At 74.2% G+C, this 19,553-nt stretch carries 18 protein-coding genes and 1 tRNA gene; 8 read left to right on the top strand and 11 right to left on the bottom strand.

The genetic code is table 11. The features are described 5' to 3' along the window. Positions 1–712 precede the first annotated feature (712 nt). Positions 713–787, bottom strand: a tRNA-Lys gene (locus OZ948_18395). 284 nt (positions 788–1,071) lie between these two features. Here OZ948_18395 and OZ948_18390 point away from each other — a divergent pair. Then, positions 1,072–1,728, top strand: coding sequence for a superoxide dismutase (locus OZ948_18390; GenBank protein ID MEB2346697.1), 657 nt, complete (start codon positions 1,072–1,074; stop codon positions 1,726–1,728). A 12-nt stretch (positions 1,729–1,740) separates the two neighbouring features. Here the strand turns inward: OZ948_18390 and OZ948_18385 are convergent, their stop codons facing one another. Genes OZ948_18385 through serA form a run of 8 tightly spaced genes read right to left on the bottom strand, consistent with a single transcriptional unit; the run spans position 1,741 to position 8,709 of the window. Then, on the bottom strand, positions 1,741–2,454 hold the full coding sequence (locus tag OZ948_18385) for an SIMPL domain-containing protein (protein ID MEB2346696.1): 714 nt from the start codon (positions 2,452–2,454) through the stop codon (positions 1,741–1,743). A gap of 1 nt (position 2,455) precedes the next feature. Beyond that, entirely contained in the window at positions 2,456–3,079 is a 624-nt protein-coding gene (locus OZ948_18380; protein ID MEB2346695.1) for an ABC transporter substrate-binding protein, read from the bottom strand. Between the two features lie 5 nt (positions 3,080–3,084). Then, positions 3,085–3,819 (bottom strand): VacJ family lipoprotein, encoded by a 735-nt coding sequence (locus tag OZ948_18375; protein ID MEB2346694.1) that lies wholly within the window; start codon positions 3,817–3,819, stop codon positions 3,085–3,087. Between the two features lie 2 nt (positions 3,820–3,821). Next, positions 3,822–4,283, bottom strand: coding sequence for an outer membrane lipid asymmetry maintenance protein MlaD (gene mlaD, locus OZ948_18370; GenBank protein MEB2346693.1), 462 nt, complete (start codon positions 4,281–4,283; stop codon positions 3,822–3,824). A 3-nt stretch (positions 4,284–4,286) separates the two neighbouring features. Continuing rightward, a complete protein-coding gene (locus OZ948_18365; GenBank protein ID MEB2346692.1) occupies positions 4,287–5,069 on the bottom strand; it encodes an MlaE family lipid ABC transporter permease subunit in 783 nt (260 codons plus the stop codon). Next, positions 5,066–5,821: an ATP-binding cassette domain-containing protein gene (locus OZ948_18360; GenBank protein MEB2346691.1), complete on the bottom strand. Its 756-nt coding sequence runs from the start codon at positions 5,819–5,821 to the stop codon at positions 5,066–5,068. Before OZ948_18360 ends, OZ948_18365 begins: the two co-directional genes overlap by 4 nt. Positions 5,822–5,827: 6 nt before the next feature. Continuing rightward, positions 5,828–7,126, bottom strand: coding sequence for an adenylosuccinate synthase (locus OZ948_18355; GenBank protein MEB2346690.1), 1,299 nt, complete (start codon positions 7,124–7,126; stop codon positions 5,828–5,830). 2 nt (positions 7,127–7,128) lie between these two features. Further along, positions 7,129–8,709 (bottom strand): phosphoglycerate dehydrogenase, encoded by a 1,581-nt coding sequence (serA, locus tag OZ948_18350; GenBank protein ID MEB2346689.1) that lies wholly within the window; start codon positions 8,707–8,709, stop codon positions 7,129–7,131. Positions 8,710–8,962: 253 nt separating this feature from the next. On the opposite strand from serA, the gene aroA reads away from it, so the two are divergent. Genes aroA through OZ948_18330 form a run of 4 tightly spaced genes read left to right on the top strand, consistent with a single transcriptional unit; the run spans position 8,963 to position 13,312 of the window. Continuing rightward, positions 8,963–10,255 (top strand): 3-phosphoshikimate 1-carboxyvinyltransferase, encoded by a 1,293-nt coding sequence (gene aroA, locus OZ948_18345; GenBank protein ID MEB2346688.1) that lies wholly within the window; start codon positions 8,963–8,965, stop codon positions 10,253–10,255. A gap of 10 nt (positions 10,256–10,265) precedes the next feature. Further along, positions 10,266–11,000 (top strand): ABC transporter ATP-binding protein, encoded by a 735-nt coding sequence (locus OZ948_18340; protein MEB2346687.1) that lies wholly within the window; start codon positions 10,266–10,268, stop codon positions 10,998–11,000. Beyond that, complete coding sequence (locus OZ948_18335) at positions 10,997–11,791, top strand: ABC transporter permease (protein MEB2346686.1); 795 nt, start codon at positions 10,997–10,999, stop codon at positions 11,789–11,791. The genes OZ948_18340 and OZ948_18335 overlap by 4 nt, the downstream gene beginning before the upstream one ends. Continuing rightward, positions 11,792–13,312: a Gldg family protein gene (locus OZ948_18330; protein ID MEB2346685.1), complete on the top strand. Its 1,521-nt coding sequence runs from the start codon at positions 11,792–11,794 to the stop codon at positions 13,310–13,312. 24 nt (positions 13,313–13,336) lie between these two features. On the opposite strand, the gene OZ948_18325 is transcribed toward OZ948_18330, so the two are convergent. Beyond that, positions 13,337–14,719, bottom strand: a complete 1,383-nt coding sequence (locus OZ948_18325) for an aminotransferase class V-fold PLP-dependent enzyme (GenBank protein MEB2346684.1) — start codon at positions 14,717–14,719, stop codon at positions 13,337–13,339. Further along, positions 14,716–16,290, bottom strand: a complete 1,575-nt coding sequence (locus OZ948_18320; GenBank protein ID MEB2346683.1) for an FGGY family carbohydrate kinase — start codon at positions 16,288–16,290, stop codon at positions 14,716–14,718. Before OZ948_18320 ends, OZ948_18325 begins: the two co-directional genes overlap by 4 nt. Positions 16,291–16,588: 298 nt before the next feature. Here OZ948_18320 and OZ948_18315 point away from each other — a divergent pair, with 298 nt between their 5' ends. From OZ948_18315 to OZ948_18305, 3 genes are all read left to right on the top strand, one after another. Then, positions 16,589–17,242 (top strand): helix-turn-helix domain containing protein, encoded by a 654-nt coding sequence (locus tag OZ948_18315; GenBank protein MEB2346682.1) that lies wholly within the window; start codon positions 16,589–16,591, stop codon positions 17,240–17,242. A gap of 3 nt (positions 17,243–17,245) precedes the next feature. After that, positions 17,246–17,830 (top strand): hypothetical protein, encoded by a 585-nt coding sequence (locus OZ948_18310; GenBank protein MEB2346681.1) that lies wholly within the window; start codon positions 17,246–17,248, stop codon positions 17,828–17,830. A 124-nt stretch (positions 17,831–17,954) separates the two neighbouring features. Beyond that, a complete protein-coding gene (locus OZ948_18305) occupies positions 17,955–19,436 on the top strand; it encodes an aldehyde dehydrogenase family protein (protein MEB2346680.1) in 1,482 nt (493 codons plus the stop codon). Positions 19,437–19,553: the final 117 nt, after the last annotated feature.

Here is a 19,553-nt window from a genome sequence, read left to right as displayed (position 1 = left end):
CGCCCGAAGTGGAGTACTGGACGCCCGAGGAGGCGGCGAGACTGATCGCGCTCGCACGAGAGTACGAGCCACGCTTCGCCCCAGCTCTCGTGCTCGCCTTCTCTACCGGATGCCGGAAAGGCGAGATCCTGGGCCTCAAATGGCCGGACATCGACTTCGAGCACCGCACGTTGGCGATCCGACGCGCGATTACGATGCGGCGGGTGACGACCCCGAAGAGCGGACGCTGGCGAAGCGTTGCGATGACGGAGACCCTCGCCAACGAGCTGTTCGACCTGCTCGCCGTGCGACGCCAGCACGCGGCGCTACAGGCTCGGGCAGCGCTCGAGCCGGGGAGCGCCGAGCCCGCGAGCCCGCCGCCCGAGTGGGTCTTCTGCTCCCGGACCGGCACGCCGTGGGACGAGACGAACTTCGCGCGTCACTGGGAGCGCGTGCGCCGGCGCGGAGAGGCCCATGGAGTCCGCCCGCTGCGCTTCCACGCGACGCGCCACAGCTGGGCGACGTGGGCGCTTCGCGCGGGCAAGAGCGTGCGCTGGGTCGCGCAGCAGCTCGGCCATCAGGACCCCGCGTTCACACTGCGCGTCTACGCGCACGCCATGCGAGAGGAGGAGAACGACCTCTCGTTCGCCGAGCTCGGCGGCTCCGGACGGCCCTATACGGCCCCTGCCCTCGACGGCGATCCCGACGAGGCGACGCAACCCATTGATTTCCCTGGTGGGCCGCCTGGGACTCGAACCCAGAACCAACGGGTTAAAAGCCCGCTGCTCTACCGTTGAGCTAACGGCCCCTCGGGCGGACGGCCCGGACGGTAGCGGACGGCCGCCGCTCCCGGGCCCTCGGGTGGAGTGCGGCTCGTCGTTTCTACAAAGACGGGCTTCGCGTTGCACACCGCGGGCGGGTGCGGGGCCGGGATCCCGCGTGGCGAGGCGGCGCGCGCCCGGCCGCCCTCCGCGGGTTGGCACCGGGAGTGCAACGCAGGAATCGCACGCGGCCGGAGCGACCGGCCGCGCTCCGGCGCCCGGCGCCGACCCGAGGATGGCGGGCGACGGAGAACGAGGAGGTCATCGCACCGTGATTCGCTACGCACTCCCGGATCTGCCCTACCCGCACGACGCGCTCGAGCCCCATCTCTCGCAGCGGATCATGGAGCTCCACCACGACCGGCATCATCGCGCCTACGTGGACGGGGCGAACAAGACCGTCGAGGCGCTCGCCGACGCCCGGCGCAAGCGCGACTTCGAGCAGATCGCGTCGCTCGAGCGCCGGCTCGCCTTCCACGTGTCCGGGCACGTCCTGCACAGCATCTTCTGGCAGAACCTCTCGCCCGACGGCGGAGGGCAGCCGAAGGGGGAGCTGGCCGCGTCGCTCGAGCGCGATTTCGGCGGCTTCGACGCCTTCAAGCAGCAGATCGTGAGCGCCGCCGCGACCATCATGGGCTCCGGCTGGGCCGCGCTCGTCTGGGACCCCCTCACGCGGAGGCTCGGGACCACGCAGATCCACGACCACCAGTCGCAGATCACCCAGGGCGGTGTCCCGCTGCTCGTGATCGACGCCTGGGAGCACGCCTACTATCTCCAGTACCAGACGGAGAAGAAGCAGTACTTCGAGGCGCTCTGGGACCTCTGGTCCTGGGAGGACGTCGCCCGCCGCTACGCGCTCGCCCAGAAGCTCGACCTCGGCGTCGCGCACGGGACGGAGGGTCTGACGGCGCCGCCCGCGAGGAGCTGAGGGCCGGCGCCCTCAGTCGCGCAGGAAGTACTCGACCGTCGTGACCACCCGCACCTTCTTGACCTGCGGGCTTCCCTGGTCGCGGTCCTCGATCGAGACGACGCCCTGGTTGGCGGTGCGGATGCCAGCGAGCCGCGCGCCCGAGTCGTTCGCGAACTGCTCGGCGGACTTGCGGGCGTTGGCGGTGGCCTCGGCGATCAGCTCGGGCTTGATCTCGTTCAGGCCGGTGTAGGCGAACTCTGGCGTGCTGCCCTCGCCGATCAGGACGCCGCGGCTCACGAGCTCACCGCTGCGGCGCAGCGCCGCGAGCGCTTCGGCGACGCGGCTCGTGCGCAGGGTCACGGTCGTCGAGTAGCGATAGCGCTCGGGCGGGCGCTGGTCGCCGTAGCTGTAGGCCCAGCGGTCCTCGAGGCGCGGCGGCGAGACCACGATCTCGTCGGCCCCGAAGCCGGCCTGCTGGAAGAAGGAGCGCACGGTCTCGCTGTTGGCCTCGAGCTGGCTCTGGACGTCGGCGAGGTCGTTGCCGACCACGGTGTGGGGCAGCGGCCAGACGACGAGGTCGGCGTCGACGATGCGCTCCGCCGAGCCCTTGACCGTGACGAAGCGGTCCTGGGTGCGCAGCCGGGCGAGGCCCTGTGCGCCGAGCCAGCCGGCCGCGGCGACGCCCAGGCCAAGGAGCAGCGCGGCCAGGACGGGGCTCGAGCGGTCGTCGCGCAGCCCCGCCATCTCAGCCCTTCTCGACCTTGGGATCGAGCTGGATCTGCTTGTCGCGGAGCTTCTGGATCAGCGCGTCGGCCCCCTCGGCGCTGATGATCTCCTGGCACTGGGTGCGGAAGTTCTGGACCAGCGAGACGCCCTCGATGATGACGTCGATGCCGCGCCAGCCGGCGTCGGTCTTGCGCAGGCGGTAGTCGACCCGGGTATCGCCGCTGCCCTGGCGGACGATCGTCTTCACGGTGACGTCGCCGCGCGCCTCGGGCTGCGAGCCGTCGACGAGGATCTTCTCGTCGCTGAAGCTGTCGAGGGTGTCGCGATAGGTGGCGGAGAGGTGCTTCTTGAAGGCGTCGACGAAATCGTGCTGCTGCTGCTCGCTCATCGTGTTCCAGTTCCGGGCCAGGACGAAGCGGCAGATCAGCTCGAAGTCGAAGCGCTCGTAGGCGATCGCCTCCACGCGGTCCTTCTTCTGGTCGAGCGTCAGGGACGAGTCGTGGAGCACGCCCAGCACGTCGTCGATGGTCTGCTGGACGAAGCGGCGCGCCTCCTCCTCGGCCGGCGCCACGGCGGCCCGGGCGAGCACCGATGCGCCGAGCAGGACGGCGGCGGCGACGGCGGGAAGCAGGACACGGCGCATCGGGCTCACTCCTCGTCGGGCAGATCGTACAGGTCGTCGTAGGGGCCGGCGCCCTTGGCCGGCGAGGCCTGCTCCCGGTCGGCGACGGCGGCCGCGCGGTTCTGGACGTAGGCATCGCGCACGAAGACGTAGAAGTCGAGGGCCGTCGCGCGCGCGCGCTGGATCTCGTCGTCGGCGAGCGCGCGGCTGTTGACGGCGTTGAGGACCCCGAGCCCGTAGACCGGGACGTCGACCCACAGGAGGGGGTTCAGGAGCAGGTCGAGCCCGGTGCCCACCGCGTCGCGCGGGCTCGAGGGGCCGAGCACGGGCAGCACCAGGTAGGGGCCCGGCGGGATCCCCCAGCGCCCGAACATCTGGCCCAGGTCCTCGTCGTGGCGCGGGAAGCCGAAGTGGGTGGCGGGGTCGAAGAGCCCGGCGATCCCGACCGTGCTGTTGACCAGGAAGCGCCCCACCTCGTCGGCCGCCTTCAGGCCCTCGCCCTGCCCCACGCTGCTCACGAAGCGCGAGGGGAAGGCGAGGTTGAAGAAGAAGCGCCGCACGGAGTCGCGCAGCTCCTCGAAGGTTACGAAGCTCCAGCCCCGTGCGATCGGGCGCAGGACCCACTGGTCGGCGGCGTCGTTCACGCGGAACACCGGACGGTTCCAGGCCTGCCAGGGATCCTCGGCGGGCCCCTTCGCGCAGCCGGCACCCAACGCAGCCGCCACCAGCAGCCCACACGCGAGCGAGCTCCGTCCCCCCATGCCTACTCCTTCGAGCCCGAGCCGAGATTCTGGATCAGCTTGCCGATCAGCCGCTCGAGGATCACCGCGCTCTGCGTGAACGAGATCTGCTCCCCGGAGTGCAGCGTCTCCGGGTCTCCGCCCGGCTCGAGCGCGATGTACTGGTCGCCGAGCACCCCCGAGGTCAGGATCGACGCCGAGGTGTCGGCCGGCAACGCTAGCGCCGCGTCGACGTCGAGCGTGACCCGCGCCCGGAAATCGTCCGACAGGTCGATCGACTTGACCTGTCCGACCCGGACGCCGCTGATCACCACCTGGGCGCGCTTCTTGAGCCCGCCGATCTCGTCGAAGGTCGCGGTGAGCTGGAGGCCGCCGGCGCGCAGGGATTCCACCCCGCCCACCGAGAACGACAGCCAGGCCAACGCCGCCAGCCCGGCCAGCACGAACAGGCCGACCCACAGCTCCCTTGCCGGTGACTCGCGCATCCTTCAGTACCCCCAGAGCGCCGTGATGAAGTAGTCGAAGATGAGCGTCGCCACCGAGGCGATCACCACGGTCGAGGTCGCGGCCGCGCTGACGCCGGCCGTCGTGGTCCGTGCGGTGTAGCCCCGGAAGGTGGCCACGAAGCCCACCAGCAGGCCGAAGACCACGCCCTTCAGGATGCCCCCGACCACGTCCTCCCGGAACGCGACCGCCTGCTCGAGCGTCGAGAGGTACGAGCCCGGGTCGCCCCCGAGCAGCGCCACCCCGACCGTCCAGCCGCCGAGGATCCCGAAGACCACGAAGAGGGTCGAGAGCAGCGGCATCGCGACGATCATGCCGAAGGCCTTGGGCGCCACCACGAAGTCGAGCGGGTCGACCGACATCATGCGCAGGCCGTCGAGCTGCTCGGTGACGCCCATGGCCGCGATCTCGGCCGCCATCGCCGAGCCCGCGCGGCCCGCCACCAGGAGCGAGGTGAGCACCGGCCCGAGCTCGCGGATCAGCGACAGGCCGACCACCGCGCCGAGGCTCTCCTCGGCGCCGAAGCGCGAGAGCGTGTTGTGGCCCTGGAGCCCCAGCACCATGCCCACGGCGAAGCCCGAGACGCAGACGATCAGGAGCGACAGCACCCCGGCGTCGTAGATCTCGCCGACGAGGCGGCGCAGGCGCAGCGGGGGGCGGCTGCCGGCGCGCAGCACCGAGGCCGTGAAGAGCGCGAAGCGGCCGAGCCCGCGCAGCGAGCGCAGGACCAGGGCGCCGAGCGCGCGCACGGGGCCGGCGGGGCTCATCGCGCCGCGGCCCCGGACGCCGGGGGAGGCAGCGCGTCGAGGAAGAACTCGGCCGCTCCGGCGTCGCGGCGCATCAGCTCGCGCGGCTCGCCCTCCACCGCGGCGCCCTCCCCGATCATCACCAGGTGGTCGGCGATGCGCAGCGTCGACTGCGGGTGGTGCGAGGTGACGACGAGGGTGGCGCCGAAGCGGCGGTTCACGGCCACGAGCAGCTCCTCGACGCGCCGCACGGTCGGGGGATCGAGCCCCGAGAAGGGCTCGTCGCAGAGCAGCAGCTCGGGCTTCTCGATGAGCGCGCGCGCCAGGCCCGCCCGCTTCACCATGCCGCCCGACAGCTCGCCGGGCAGCAGGTGGTCGACGCCCTCCAGGCCGACCGCCTCGAACACGCGCCGCACCTCGCCGTGGATCTCGTCCTCGCCGAGCTCGCTGTGCTCGCGCAGCGGGAGCGCCACGTTGTCGTAGAGCGTGAAGGTATCGAGGAGCGCGCCGAACTGGAACAGCATCCCGACCCGCCGGCGGTAGCGCACCACCTCCTCGCGCCCGAGCCGGGCCAGGTCCTGCGTGCCGTCCACCACGAGGCTCCCGCGGTCGGGCTGGAGCAGGCAGGCGATCATGCGCAGGAGCGTGGTCTTGCCCCCGCCGCTCGCCGCCGCGACCACGCTGATCTTCCCGCGCGGGAACGCGCAGCTCAGCCCGCGGAAGATCCGGCGGTCGCCGCGAGCGAAGTGGAGATCGCGCGCCTCGACCTGCAAGGCGCGTCACGCCGCCCGGAAGGGATCGCTGCGGGTGATCGTGGCGTCGCGCCCCGGCCCCACCGAGATCAGCTCGACCGGCACCTCGACGAGCGCCTCGATGCGCGCGACGTAGCGGCGCGCGGCGTCGGGCAGGTCCTCCCAGCGGCGCGCCTCCGAGAGGTCGGCCGACCAGCCCGGCAGCGTCTCGTAGACGGGCTCGGCGCGCGCGAGCTCGCCGAGGGTCATCGGGAACTCGTCGGTCTGCTTGCCGTCGATGCGGTAGGCCGTCGCGACGCGCAGCTCGGGCAGGCCCGACAGGATGTCGAGCTTGTTGAGCGCGATCCCGGTGAGCCCGTTCACGACCGCGGCCTCGCGCAGCATCACGACGTCGAGCCACCCGCAGCGGCGCGGGCGCCCGGTGGTGGCGCCGAACTCGGAGCCCCGGGTGCGGAGCTGCTCGCCGAGCGCGCCGGTGTCCTCGGTCGGGAAGGGGCCGCCCCCCACGCGCGTCGTGTAGGCCTTCGAGATGCCGAGGACCCGGTCGATGCGGGTCGGCCCGATCCCGGCGCCGGTGCAGGCGGCGCCGGCGACACAGTTCGACGACGTCACGTAGGGGTAGGTGCCGTGGTCCACGTCGAGGAAGGTGCCCTGGGCGCCCTCGAAGAGCACGTTCTTCCCTTCGCGCAGCGCGCGGGCCAGGAGCCGCCCGGTGTGGTCGACGTAGGGCGCGAGCGCGCGGCCGTAGGCGACGGCCCGGGCCAGCACCTGCGCGGCGTCCACCCGCTCCCAGCCGTGCACCTCGGCGAGCTCGAAGTTCTTCTCCTGCGCGAGCCGCTCCACCTGCGCCGCGAGGCTCGACGGGTCGAGGAGGTCCGCGACCCGGATCCCGCGCCGCGCCACCTTGTCCTCGTAGGTCGGGCCGATGCCGCGCCCGGTGGTCCCGATCGCGCCGCGCTCGCGGCTCTCCTCGCGCGCCTTGTCGAGCGCGACGTTCCAGTCGAGGATCACGTGCGCCCGGCCCGAGACCCGCACGCGGGCGGGGTCCCGGAGCACCCCGCGCTCGCGCAGCCGCTCGAGCTCCTGGATCAGGACCCCGGGGTCCACCACCACGCCGGGCCCGATCAGGTTCACCGTGCCGGCGTGCAGCACGCCCGAGGGCACCACGTGCAGGACGGTCTGCTCGCCGTCCACCACCAGCGTGTGGCCCGCGTTGTTGCCGCCCTGGAAGCGCACCACCAGGTCGGCGCGCGGCGAGAGCCAGTCGACGATCTTGCCCTTGCCCTCGTCGCCCCACTGCGCGCCGATCGCCACCAGCGTCGCCACGGCTAGAACTCCACGAGCACGGCGGAGATCACGTGCGGCAGGTTGCGCAGCCGCTCCATCACCGACTCCGCCGGGCGCGCGTCCACGTTCACCAGCATGGCCGCCTCGCCGCGCTCGCGCTGGAGCGCGAGCTGCATGCGCGAGATGTTGACCCGCTCCTCGCCGAGGATCGTGCCCACCGCGCCCACCACGCCCGGCCGGTCGTGGTTGTGCAGGAGCAGCGCGAAGCCCTCCGGAATCGCCTCCAGGATGAAGTCGTCGAGGCGCACGATGCGGGGCTGGACGCCGTGGAAGACGGCGCCGGCGATGCGCCGGTCCACGCAGCCGCGCACGCGGGTCGTCACGGTGCTCGCGTAGTCGGTCGAGCGGCTCGACTTCGACTCGATCACCTTGATCCCGTGCTCGCGGGCGACCACCGGCGCGTTCACCATGTTGACGCGCTCGGTGACCTTCTCGAGCAGGCCCTTCAGCACCGCGATCGTGATCGGCGCCACGCGCAGCTCCGCCACGTCGCCGGCGTACTCGATCTCGATCTCGTCGATCTTGCCCGGGCAGAGCTGGCCCTGGAAGCGGCCGAGCTTCTCGCCCAGCAGGAGGTAGGGCCGGATCTGCGACAGGATCTCGGGCGACACCGAGGGGACGTTGACGCCGTTGCGGATCTCGCCGTTCACGAGGTAGTCACGGACCTGCTCGGCCACCTGGATCGCGACGTTGAGCTGGGCCTGCTCGGTGGAGGCGCCGAGGTGCGGCGTGCAGATCACGCGCGGGTGGGCCACCAGCGGGTCCTGCGGGGCCGGCGGCTCGGTCACGAAGACGTCGAGCGCGGCGCCGCCCACCTGGCCGCTCTCGAGCGCCGCCAGCAGCGCCTTCTCGTCGACGATCCCGCCGCGCGCCGCGTTCACCACCAGCACGCCCTTCCGGCACTTCGCGAAGGCCCGGGCGTCGAGCAGGCCGGTGGTGTCCTTGGTCTTCGGCACGTGCACGGTGAGCGCGTCCGCGCGCGCGAAGAGCTCGTCGAGCGGCAGGAGCTCGACGTCGAGCTTCGAGGCGACCTCCTCGGGCAGGTGCGGGTCGTAGGCGACCACCCGCATGCCGATCCCCTGCGCGATCTGGGCCACCACGCGCCCGATGTTGCCGAGCCCGATCACCCCGAGCGTGCGGTTCGCGAGCTCCATGCCCGTGAAGGCGTTCTTCTCCCACTTGCCCGCCTTCATCGAGGCCGAGGCCTGCGGGATGTGGCGGGCGAGCGCGACCAGGAGCGCGATGGCGTGCTCGGCGGTGGTCACGTTGTTGCCCGAGGGCGTGTTCACGACCACCACGCCGCGCTCGGTCGCGGCCGGCACGTCGACGTTGTCGACGCCGATCCCGGCGCGCCCGATCACGCGCAGCTTCTCGGCGCGCGCCAGGACCTCGCGGGTCACCCGCGTGCCGCTGCGGATCACGAGGCCCTCGGCGTCGCGGATCCGCTCGAGCAGGTCGGCGGGCGCCAGGCCGGGGGCGTAGTCGACCTCGATCCCGCGCGCCTGCTCGAGGATCTCGAGCCCCTGCGGCGCCAGCGAGTCGCTGACGAGCACCCTGGCCATGCCTCTCCCTCCGGCGCACATGGGCCCGCCCGCGGGACGCGCGCGCCCCCTCGACGAAGCCGGCGAGAGCGCGACGACCGGGGTGGGACGGGGGGCCGTAAATCCGCGGGATCGAAGCGGAAAGCCCCGAAGCGCGAGGAGTATCCCGGCCGGCCCGGGGGTTGTCAACGCTCGCGCGCGCTTCGCTAGGTTGGGCGTCGCCGATCGGAGGGGGCACGACGATGAGCGGAGCACGGCGGGGCGGGCAGGCCCGGTGAGCGGAGCAGGCCGCCTTCCGGCGGAGCTCGCGATCCGGCCGCGCGGCCCGCTCGACGCGACCGTGCGGGTGCCGGGCTCGAAGAGCATCACCAACCGCGCGGCCGTGTGCGCGGCGCTGGCCGCGGGCGAGAGCACGCTCGCGGGCGCCCTCGCGAGCGACGACACCGACGCGATGCGCGTGGCGCTCGGCGCGCTCGGCGTGCCGATCACGGTGGCGGGCGACGCCTGGCACGTGTCGGGCCGCGGCGGGCGGCTCGCCGCGCCCGCGGCGCCGCTCGACGCGCGCGCCTCGGGCACCACCGCGCGCTTCCTGACCGCGGCCGCCACGCTCGCCGAGGGCCCGGTCGTGATCGACGGCGCCCCGCGCATGCGCGAGCGCCCGATCGACGACCTCGCCGCCGCGCTCGTGGCGCTCGGCGCCGCGGTCGAGATCCTGGGCCCCGGCGGCTGCCCGCCGGTGCGGGTCGCGGGCGGCGGCCTGGCCGGCGGGCGGGCCGCGATCGACGCGCGCCGCTCGAGCCAGTTCGTGACGGCGGTCCTGCTCGCGGCGCCCTACGCGCGGCGCGACGTCGAGCTCGCGCCCGTCGAGGGGGTGGTGGTCTCGCGCCCCTACGTGGACCTGACCCTCCAGGTGATGGGCGCCTTCGGGGCCCGCGCGGGCTGGGCGCCGGACGGGCGCGCGCTCCGGGTCGCGGCCGGCCGGCCCTACCAGGCGTGCCGCTTCGCGATCGAGCCCGACGCCTCGGCCGCGGCCTATCCCTTCGCCGCGGCGGCGATCGCCGGGGGCGAGGTGCGGGTCCCGGGCGTGCCGGCCGACTCGCTGCAGGCGGACTTCCGCCTGCTCGGGATCCTCGAGCGGATGGGCTGCACGGTCACGCGGCAGGGCGACGCGGTGGCGGTGCGCGGTCCTGCCGGCCCCCTCCGCGCCGTGGACGCCGACATGAACGAGCTGCCCGACGCGGTGCTGGCGCTGGCCGTGGTGGCGCTCTTCGCCGAGGGCACCACCCGGATCCGCAACGTCGCGAACCTGCGGATCAAGGAGACCGACCGCCTGGCCGCGCTCGAGGCCGAGCTCGCCAAGCTCGGGGCCCGCGCGACCGCCGGGCCCGACTGGCTCACGATCGAGCCAGGCCCCCTGCACGGCGCGGCGATCGACACCTACGACGACCACCGGATGGCCATGTCCTTCGCGCTGGCCGGCCTGCGGGTGCCGGGCGTCGTGATCCGCGACCCGGGCTGCGTGGCCAAGACCTGGCCGGACTATTTCGACGCGCTCGCGCGTCTATAGTCCCCTCGCCGTGACCGCCGCCGCGCCGCGCCAGGGAGTCCCGATCGAGGCCGAGGGCCTCGTGCGCCGCTTCGGCGCCCGCGAGGCCCTGGCCGGCGTGGACCTGCGGATCGCGCCGGGCGAGGCCTTCGGCCTGCTCGGGGCCAACGGCGCCGGCAAGACCACCTTCATCCGCTGCCTGACGGGCTGGCTGCTGCCCACGAGCGGCACGGTACGCGTCGACGGCCGCTCGCCGGCCGAGGACCCCGACGCGGTGCACGCGCGGCTCGGCTTCGTGCCCGAGACCTCGCGCCTCTACCCCGACCTGCGCGTGCAGGGCTTCCTGCGCTTCGTGGCCGGTGCGCGGGGGCTCGCGGGCGCCACGCGCGACACCGCCGTGGAGCGCACGCTCGCGGCGCTCGGCCTCGAGGCGGTCGCCGGCCGGCTCGTCGGGAACCTCTCGAAGGGCTTCCAGCAGCGCGTCTCGCTCGCCCAGGCCTTCCTGCACGACCCGCCGCTGCTGGTGGTCGACGAGCCCACGAGCGGGCTCGATCCGCTCCAGCAGGAGGAGGTGCGCCGGCTCCTGCGGGCCGCGGCCGGCCGCCGCACGCTGCTCGTCTGCACCCACGACCTCGCCGAGGCGCGCGCGCTCTGCGACCGCGTCGCGGTGCTGGCGGCGGGCCGCGTGGTGGCGCAAGGCCCCCCCGGCGAGATCCTGGGCGGGCCCGACCCGCTCGCGCTCTTCGCGCCCGAGGCGCGGGCGTGAGCACCCGGCTGGCCGCGCTCGTGCGCAAGGAGCTGGCGGTCCTGTTCGGCTCGCCGCTCGCCTGGCTCACGCTCGCGGGCGTGGCGCTCGTCACCGCCCTGCTCTTCTTCGACCACCTGCGCGTCTACAACCAGATCCTGTTCCTCTACTCGAGCGACACGATGGGCGGCTTCACGACCGACACCGTGCCGATCTACGTGAACCTGCGCGACCAGGTCTTCCTGCCCGTGATGGAGACGCTGGCGCTCACCCTGATCGGGCTCGTGCCGCTCGTCACGATGCGGGTCTTCGCCGAGGAGCGCGCGCGCGGCACCGACGAGCTGCTCGGCACCACGCGGCTCACGCCGGGCGAGATCGTGGCCGGGAAGCTCCTCGCCACCTACGGCTTCGTGGCGCTCCTGATGGCCCTCTCCTTCGTGTACCCGGCCACCTCGATCGTGCGCTCCGGCCTCGGGCTCCCGCACCTCTTCGCGGTCTACGCGGGGATGCTCGGCCTCGGGATCGCCCTGGCCTCGATCGGCCTGGTCTGCTCGGCCTTCACCGAGAGCCAGCTGCTGGCAGCGATCTCCGCCTACGCGATCGCCTTCGTGCTCTACGACTTCCGCTGGACCACGCAGTTCCTGCCCGAGGCCGCGGCGGCCTGGATCGACCCGCTCTCGCTCCACCTGCGCTTCGGGGCCTTCGCGGAGGGCCTCGTGCGGGCGCCGGACGTCGCCTACTTCGCGGGCTACGTGCTGGTGGCGGCGGCGCTCGTGCGGCTCGCCTGGGACCAGCGGCGGGTGGGCGCGTAGATGCGCGCGCTCCTCGCCGTCGGCGCCGTGGCGCTCCTCTTCGGGCTCGGCGGCTTCTACGCGGCCCGCGACGTGCCGCTCTTCGCGGCCGCGAACCTCGCGATCGGCGCCCTGTGCCTGCTGGCGGGCGCGGCGCTGGCGCTGCGCCGCACGGCCCGCGGCGGCGCCTCGCCGGCGGCGCGGCGGCTCCTCCTCGTACGCGTCGCGGCCGTCGCCGCCGCGCTCGCCCTCGCCTGGGCCTGCGAGCGCGGCGCCGCGCGCACGGGCTGGGTCTGGGACCTCACCGCCGACCGGCGCTTCACGCTCGCGCCCGCCACCGTCGAGGCCCTGCGCGCGCTGCCCCCGGGCCTCGAGGCCACGCTCTACTCCGAGGCCGGCGACAACCGCACGCGCTCCGTGCGCCTGCTGCTCGACACGCTCGCCGCCGCCGGCCCGCTCGCGGTGCACGGCCGCGACCTCGCCGAAGCGGCCGAGGAGGCCGAGCGCTACGGGATCGCGAGCTCGGAGACGATCGTGCTCGCGCTCGGCGACCGCTTCGAGCTGGTCGAGCGCCCGACCGAGGGTGCGCTCTACGAGGCGCTGCGCCGGCTCGCGACGCCCCGCGAGAGCGTCCTCTACGTGACGCGCGGCGAGGGCGAGGGGCGGCTCGGCGACGTCGCCGAGGCCGGCTACTCGGGCCTCGCGGCCGCGCTCGAGACCGAGGGCTACCGGCTCCGCGACCTGGTGCTGCCGGCCACCGCCGAGATCCCGGCCGACGCCTCGCTGGTGTTGATCGTCGGGCCCGCGCGGGCGCTGCGCGAGCCCTCGCTCGCGGCGCTCGAGCGCTACCTCGCCCGCGGCGGCCGGCTCGTCGCGCTGCTCGAGCCCGGCGTCGCGACGGGGCTCGAGCCCCTGCTCACGGGCTGGGGCTTCGGCCTGCCCGACGCGCTGGTCGTGGATCCCGCCTCGGGGCCCGTCGAGGGCGACCCGCCGGGCGTCGATCCGATCGTCTTCCAGTTCGGCGACCACCCCGTGACGCGCGGGCTCGGCGCCGGCGCGATGATGTTCCTGCGCCGGGCGCGGCCCGTGCTCCCCGAGCGCAAGCCCGAGCCGGACGACGAGCTGCGCGCGCTCGCCTACTCCTCGCGGCGCGCCTGGCTGCTGCCCGACCCGGCCGCGCGGGCGCCCGGCGCCGAGCCCGTGCAGCCGCCCGGCGCCGAGGAGGGCTACGTGTCGCTGGCGGCCGCCGGGCGCTATCCGCGCGCGCGCAGCGAGACCCGGATCGTCGTGATCGGCGACGCGGACTTCGCCAGCAACCGCAACTTCCGCGCGCTCTACAACGCGGACTTCGTGCTGAACGCCGTCCACTGGGCCGCGTCGCGCGAGCCCGCGATCACGCGGCGCCCGAAGACCCTCACCGCCGACCAGTTCCCGCTGACCCCCCAGCAGTCGCTCGGGATGCTCTACGGGGTGGGCCTGCTCGTCCCGGAGCTCTGCGTCGTGGCGGCGGCGCTGGCCTGGGTGCGGCGGCGGAGCGGCTGAGGGGCTCGCGCAGCCGCCCGCGGCTCAGGACGGCCCCGGCTGCTCGAGCGTCGAGTCGAGCCAGTCGAGCAGGCGCTCGCGGAGCTGCGCCAGGTCGACGCCGGCGGCCGTGGCGCGGGTGCCCTGCCCGCCGTAGAGGGCGCCGCTGCGCGGGACCGGCCGCTCCGGGTGCCGGGCGTAGGCCACCGCCTCCCCGAGGTCGGCCGCGAAGCGCTCGACGACGCCCGGCTGGGTCTGGGGCCCGGTGACGCACATGTGGATCGCGCTCGGGTACTGCTGGCCGTTCAGGCGCCAGCCCCGGGTCTTCAGGAAGTCGTTCACGTGGTAGATGTCGAACGCGTCGGAGGTGAAGGAGAAGCAGAAGGTCGGGCTGCCGAGCAGGCGCAGCGCGGGGTGCGCGCGCACGGCGGCCTGCATCGCGAAGGCGGTCTCGAAGATGCCGCGCGCCTTGTCGAGGTAGCCCCGGCGGCCGAGCGCCACCATCACGGCCCAGGTGGCGGCGATCAGGCCGCCCGAGCGGCTGCCGCCCATCCCGGGCGACGCGTACATGCCGCCCTTCCAGTCCGAGCGGGCGAAGTACCCGTGCCGGCGCAGGGCCTTGTCGCGGAAGAGCAGGACCGAGGTGCCCTTCGGGCCGTAGCCGTACTTGTGGGTGTCGGCCGAGATCGAGCTCACGCCGGGCAGGCGGAAGTCGAAGGGGGGGATCTCGTAGCCGAGCGCTTCGCCCCAGGGCAGGATGAAGCCGCCCAGGCAGCCGTCGACGTGCAGCCCCGTCCCGCGCTCGAGCGCGATCTCGGAGAGCGCCGCGATCGGGTCGATCGTCCCGTAGGGGTAGTTGCCCGCCGAGCCGACCAGCAGCACGGTGTTCGGGTTCACGTGCGCGCGCACGAAGTCGACGTCGACGAGCGTCGTCACGGGATCGACGGGCGCGCGCACGACCCGCACGCCGAAGGCGTGGGCGCCCTTGTCGAAGGCCACGTGGGCCGTCTCGGGGAGGATCATCTCGGGCGCCGTCACGCCCTTCTCGGCCCGGCCCCACTCGCGATGGGCGTAGATCGCCAGGAGGATGCTCTCCGAGCCGCCGGACCCGATCACGCCGCAGGGGCGCTCGCCGCGCGCGCGCGCGGCCTCGCCGTGCAGCATGTCGAGCGTCATGGCGATGATCTCGGACTCGAAGCGCGTCTGGCTCGGGCACATGTCGCGCTGCAGGGCGTTCACGTAGGAGAAGCGGCCGAAGGCCTCGGCGATCAGCTCGTAGATCGCGCGGTCGCCGCAGTAGATCGTCCCCGAGCAGCGGCCGTCGGCCCAGACGCCGTCCTCGGCGCGCGCGATCGCGTCGAGCTCGCGAAGGACCGCCGGAGCGCCCGCGCCCTCGTCGTCGAAGCCGAAGCGTGCCCGCGCCGTCATGTCTGCTCCTCCGCCCGGGCGCCGCCGGAGACGGGCCCGAGCCGTTCGTGGGCCAGGACGAAGCGCCCGGCCAGGTCGTCGTAGAGGGCCCGGTAGCGCCCTCGCGGCTCGTAGCGCCGGCGCTCGACGAGGAGCGTCCCGGCGTCGGCCAGGTCGAGCAGGCCGAGCCGGTGGAAGGCCAGGAGCGCGGCACCGCGGCAGTTCGTGAGCCGCGGCGCGGCGAGCTGCCGTACCGGCCGGTCGCACACGTCGGCCAGGATCTGGGCCCAGGCGTCGGAGCAGGCGCCGCCGGCGGCGAACACGAGCTCGTCGTGGCGGCGCCCGGTCAGGGCCTCGATCGGCGCGAGCATCCAGGCGAGCTGGAAGGCCACGCCCTCGAGCGCCGCCCGCACGAGATTCGCGCGCGTGGAGCCGAGGTCGAGGTTCAGGAACGCGCCGCGCGCGCGCGCGTCGCCGGCGGGCGCCCAGCTCCCGGCGAGCCAGGGCAGGAAGAGTACGCCGCCTGCTCCCGGCTCCGTGGCCGCGACGGCAGCGTCGAGGCGGGCGAAGGCGTCCTCGGCGCGGTGGTCGCCGAGGGCGTCGTCCGCGAGGAGCAGCTTCTCGAGCACGAGCTCGAGCGCCTTGCCCGCGAGGCCGCCCTCCGCCATCAGCACGTGGCGGTCCGGGATCGGCGCCGGCTGGGTCAGCAGGACGTGGCGCAGGTCCGCCCGCATGCCGGCGACCAGGGTGGCCGCCACCAGGGTGGTGCCGATCGAGACCCCGAGGTGGCTGCCCTGGTGGCTCGCGGTCCCGAAGGCGAGCGCGTGGGTGTCGTTGACGGCCGACGACACGCGCACGCCCGGCGGCAGGCCCCAGGCCTTCGCGTGCTCGGGGAGCAGCTCGCCCACCACGCTGTCGGGAGCCACCAGCGGGGGGAGCTTGGCGCGGTCCACGCCGGTGGCCTCGATCAGCTCGTCGCACCAGCCGCCTGCGCTGCCGCGCCGGTTGTCGGTGAGGAGCAGCGGGAAGACGGTGCAGACGTTGGCGGTGACCCGGCCCGTGAGGCGCGCCGTCAGGTAATCCATCGGCTCGACGTAGGCGTGGGTCCTCTCGTGGACGGCCGGGCGCTCGGCCGCGAACCAGAGCAGGTGCGCGAGGGAATCGGCCCCGCTGCCGCCCGACGCCATCCCGTGTCGCTCGAGCCAGAGCTGCCAGAGCTCCGGGCGGCGCGCGGTGAGCGCGCGGCTCAGCGGAGCGCCGCGCGCGTCGAGGTAGAGCACGAGCGGGGCGAGCGGGAGGCCGCGGGCGTCGACGGGGACCAGCGAGGAGTACTGGCTGCCGCACAGGATCATCGCGACGCGCGCGCCGGCACCCGGGGCGCCGGCGAGCACCTCCCCCACCGCCTCGCCGAGCGCCCGCCAGATCGCCTCGGGGTCCTGCTCGGCCGCGCCGCCCGCGCCGAGCGCGAGGGGGATCCGGCGGGTCGCGGCGCCGAGCGCGCGGCCCGCGAGGTCGATCTGCGCGACCCGGATCCCGCTCGTGCCGAGATCCACGGCGAGGACGGTGGGCGAGGCGCCCGGAGGAGGGCTCATCGGACAGGCCGGCGCGCGGGCGGGCGCCAGCCGGGGTGCGGGAGCCCGCCGGAGCGCGGGAGCCCGCCGGAGCGCGGGAGCCCGCCGGGGTGCGGGAGCCCGCCGGGGTGCGGGAGCCCGCCGGGGTGCGCGACCCCGTCAGCGGTGGAACCGGGGATCCCGAGCAGCACGTCCCTCCCCTCGGCGCCGGGGCAGCCTACCACGCGCGACCCTGGGGTCCCTCCGGGACCGACACGCGCGGGGGCCTTGCCATATAAAAGAACACGATCATAATTGATCGCGTTCATGGAGGATGGCCATGTCCGAGCCGGCCCTCGGCCTGCGGGAGCGGAACAAGCGCGAGAAGCTGGCCCGGATCACGGCCGCGGCCCGCTCGCTCTTCCACGCGAAGGGCTTCGACGCGACCACCGCGCGGGAGATCTGCGAGCGGGCCGGGATCGGCACCGGCACGCTCTTCCTCTACGTCCGCGACAAGCGCGAGCTGCTCTTCCTCTGCTTCGAGGCGGATGCCCGGAGGCTCTTCGCGGAGGGGCGCATGGAGGCGCTGCGCCGCGAGGGCCTGGTCGAGCAGCTCCTCTGCCTGTTCCGCTGCTTCCTCGACTACTACGCCGGCAACCCCGCCCTCTCCAAGGCCATCGTGCGCGAGCTCTTCTTCCGCCCGCACGAGCCGGGAGGGATCGGCCGGCTCTCCGGCGAGTACGCCGCGCACGTCGTCGAGCTGGTGAGCGCGGCACAGGCGCGCGGCGAGCTGCGCGCCGACGTCGAGCCGCAGACCGCCGCGATGGCCTGCTACGCGCACTACACCTTCTGGATCCTCGGCTGGCTCGGCAGCGAGCTGCTCCCGGCCGAGAGCGTCGCACCCGGGCTGCGCCGCGCGCTCGAGCTGCAGCTCGAGGGGCTGGCCGCACCCGGGGCCCCGCACTCCGACGCGCGCGCCCGCAAGAGGAGATAGGCGATGATGGACGTGGACGTGAGCAGCAGCGTGGGCGAGGCGCGGGCGCGCTTCTTCCGCGAGTCGGGCTTCCCCGAGGACGGCGGCTACTCGGCCCGGACGGTGGTGCTGAAGAAGCTCGGCCCGATCCCGATCGTGGCCTTTCCCAACTCGGACGCGCGCCGGCGCGCGATCGCGATGCACGACCTGCACCACGTCGCGACCTTCTACGAGCCGAGCTGGACCGGCGAGGCCGAGATCAGCGCCTGGGAGCTGGCGACCGGCTGCGGCCGCTACGTCTTCGCCTGGGTCATCACCATGCCGGCCATCGCGGTGGGCCTGCTCGTGGCGCCGCTGCGGACCTGGCGCGCCTGGGTGCGCGGGCGCCACACCCGGAGCCTCTACGCAGAGCGCTGGTCCGACGCGCTCCTGCACAAGACCGTGGGCGAGCTGCGCCGCGAGCTCGGGCTCGAGCGCCCGGTGCCTCCGGCGACGCTCGGCGACGCACTCTCCTTCGGCGTCTGGAGCGCCGCCTCGCTGCTGCAGGCGGCCGCGCTGCTGGCGCTGCCGGTGGCGGGGGTCTGGCTCGTGCTCCGCGCGCTCGCCTGAGCGCTCGGCGCGACGACCCGCCGCCCGGGGCGCGGGTCCGGTGCGCGGCCCGCGCGGGCACCGGACCCTGGCTACCATCGGCCCGGGCCTCGCGCCCGCGCGGGCCCCCGAGGAGGAGGCCCCGATGTCCGCCGCGATCGAGCTCCAGCCCGAGGTCCGCCGTTTCGTCGGCCGCCGCCGTCCGCTCCTGATCGACGGCAAGTGGGTGGAGGCTGCCTCCGGCCGCACCTTCGAGAGCCTCGATCCCGCGACCGGCGAGCGGCTCGCCGAGGTCGCCGAAGGCGACCGCGAGGACGTGGACCGCGCGGTGCGCGCGGCGCGCCGCGCCTTCGACGCCGGGCCGTGGCCGGCGATGACGCCCTCGGAGCGCGGGCGCCTGCTCTGGAAGCTCGCCGATCTCCTCGAGGCCAACACCGAGGAGCTCGCGCAGCTCGAGAGCCTCGACAACGGCAAGCCGGTGACGGTGGCACGCGCCGCGGACGTGCCCCTCGCGGTCGACTGCCTGCGCTACATGGCGGGCTGGGCCACCAAGGTCGAGGGCGCGACGATCCCGATCTCGGTGCCGGGGCACGCGGCCTGGACGCTGCGCGAGCCGGTCGGCGTCGTGGGCCAGATCATCCCCTGGAACTTCCCGCTCCTGATGGCGGCCTGGAAGCTCGGCCCCGCGCTCGCGGCCGGCTGCACGATCGTCCTCAAGCCCGCCGAGCAGACGCCGCTCTCGGCGCTGCGGCTCGCGGAGCTGGCCTGCGAGGCGGGCTTCCCGGACGGTGTCCTCAACGTCGTGCCGGGCTTCGGCGAGACGGCCGGTGCCGCGCTCGCCGCCCACCCGGGCGTCGACAAGGTGGCCTTCACCGGCTCCACCGAGGTCGGCCGCAGGATCGTGCAGGCCGCGGCCGGCAATCTCAAGAAGGTGTCGCTCGAGCTCGGCGGGAAGTCGCCCAACATCGTGCTCGCCGACGCCGACCCGGAGCTCGCGATCGCCGGCGCCGCACACGCGATCTTCTTCAACCACGGCCAGTGCTGCGTCGCCGGCTCCCGGCTCTACGTGGAGCGCCCGCTCTTCGACCAGGTCGTCGAGGGCGTGGCGGAGCAGGCGCGCGCGATCCGCCTCGGCCGCGGCCTCGACCCGGCGACCGAGATGGGCCCGCTGGTCTCGCAGGAGCAGCTCGAGCGGGTCTGCGGCTACCTCGACGCGGGCGCCCGCGAGGGCGCGCGCGCCGTCGCCGGCGGCCAGCGCGTCGGCGACCGGGGCTACTTCGTCGCGCCGACCGTGCTCGTCGACGCCAAGCCGCAGACGAAGGTGGTCCGGGAGGAGATCTTCGGCCCGGTCGTCGCGGCCCTGCCCTTCTCGCGCGAGGACGAGGTCCTGCCCGCCGCCAACGACACGATCTACGGGCTCGCCGCGGCGGTCTGGACCCGCGACGTCGGCCGCGCCCACCGGGTCGCCGCGAAGCTGCGCGCCGGAACGGTGTGGATCAACTGCTACAACGTCTTCGACGCCGCCCTGCCCTTCGGCGGCTACAAGCAGTCCGGCTGGGGCCGCGAGATGGGCCGCGAGGCGCTCGAGCTCTACACCGAGGTGAAGTCGGTGTGCCTGCGGCTCTAGTGCCCTGTGTCGGAAGTTCGCCTGCATTCGATCGCGGCTACGGGCCGCTCGCAGCGTTGCGCTCCCTCCCCATGGCGACGGCCATGGCTCGGTCGCGCGCCTTGCGAGCGGCCCGTA

It is taken from the genome of Deltaproteobacteria bacterium, assembly GCA_035063765.1.
Lineage (GTDB): Bacteria > Myxococcota_A > UBA9160 > UBA9160 > PR03 > CAADGG01.
Note: the sequence above shows the minus strand (reverse complement) of the source record. Positions and strands in the feature narration are given on the sequence as shown.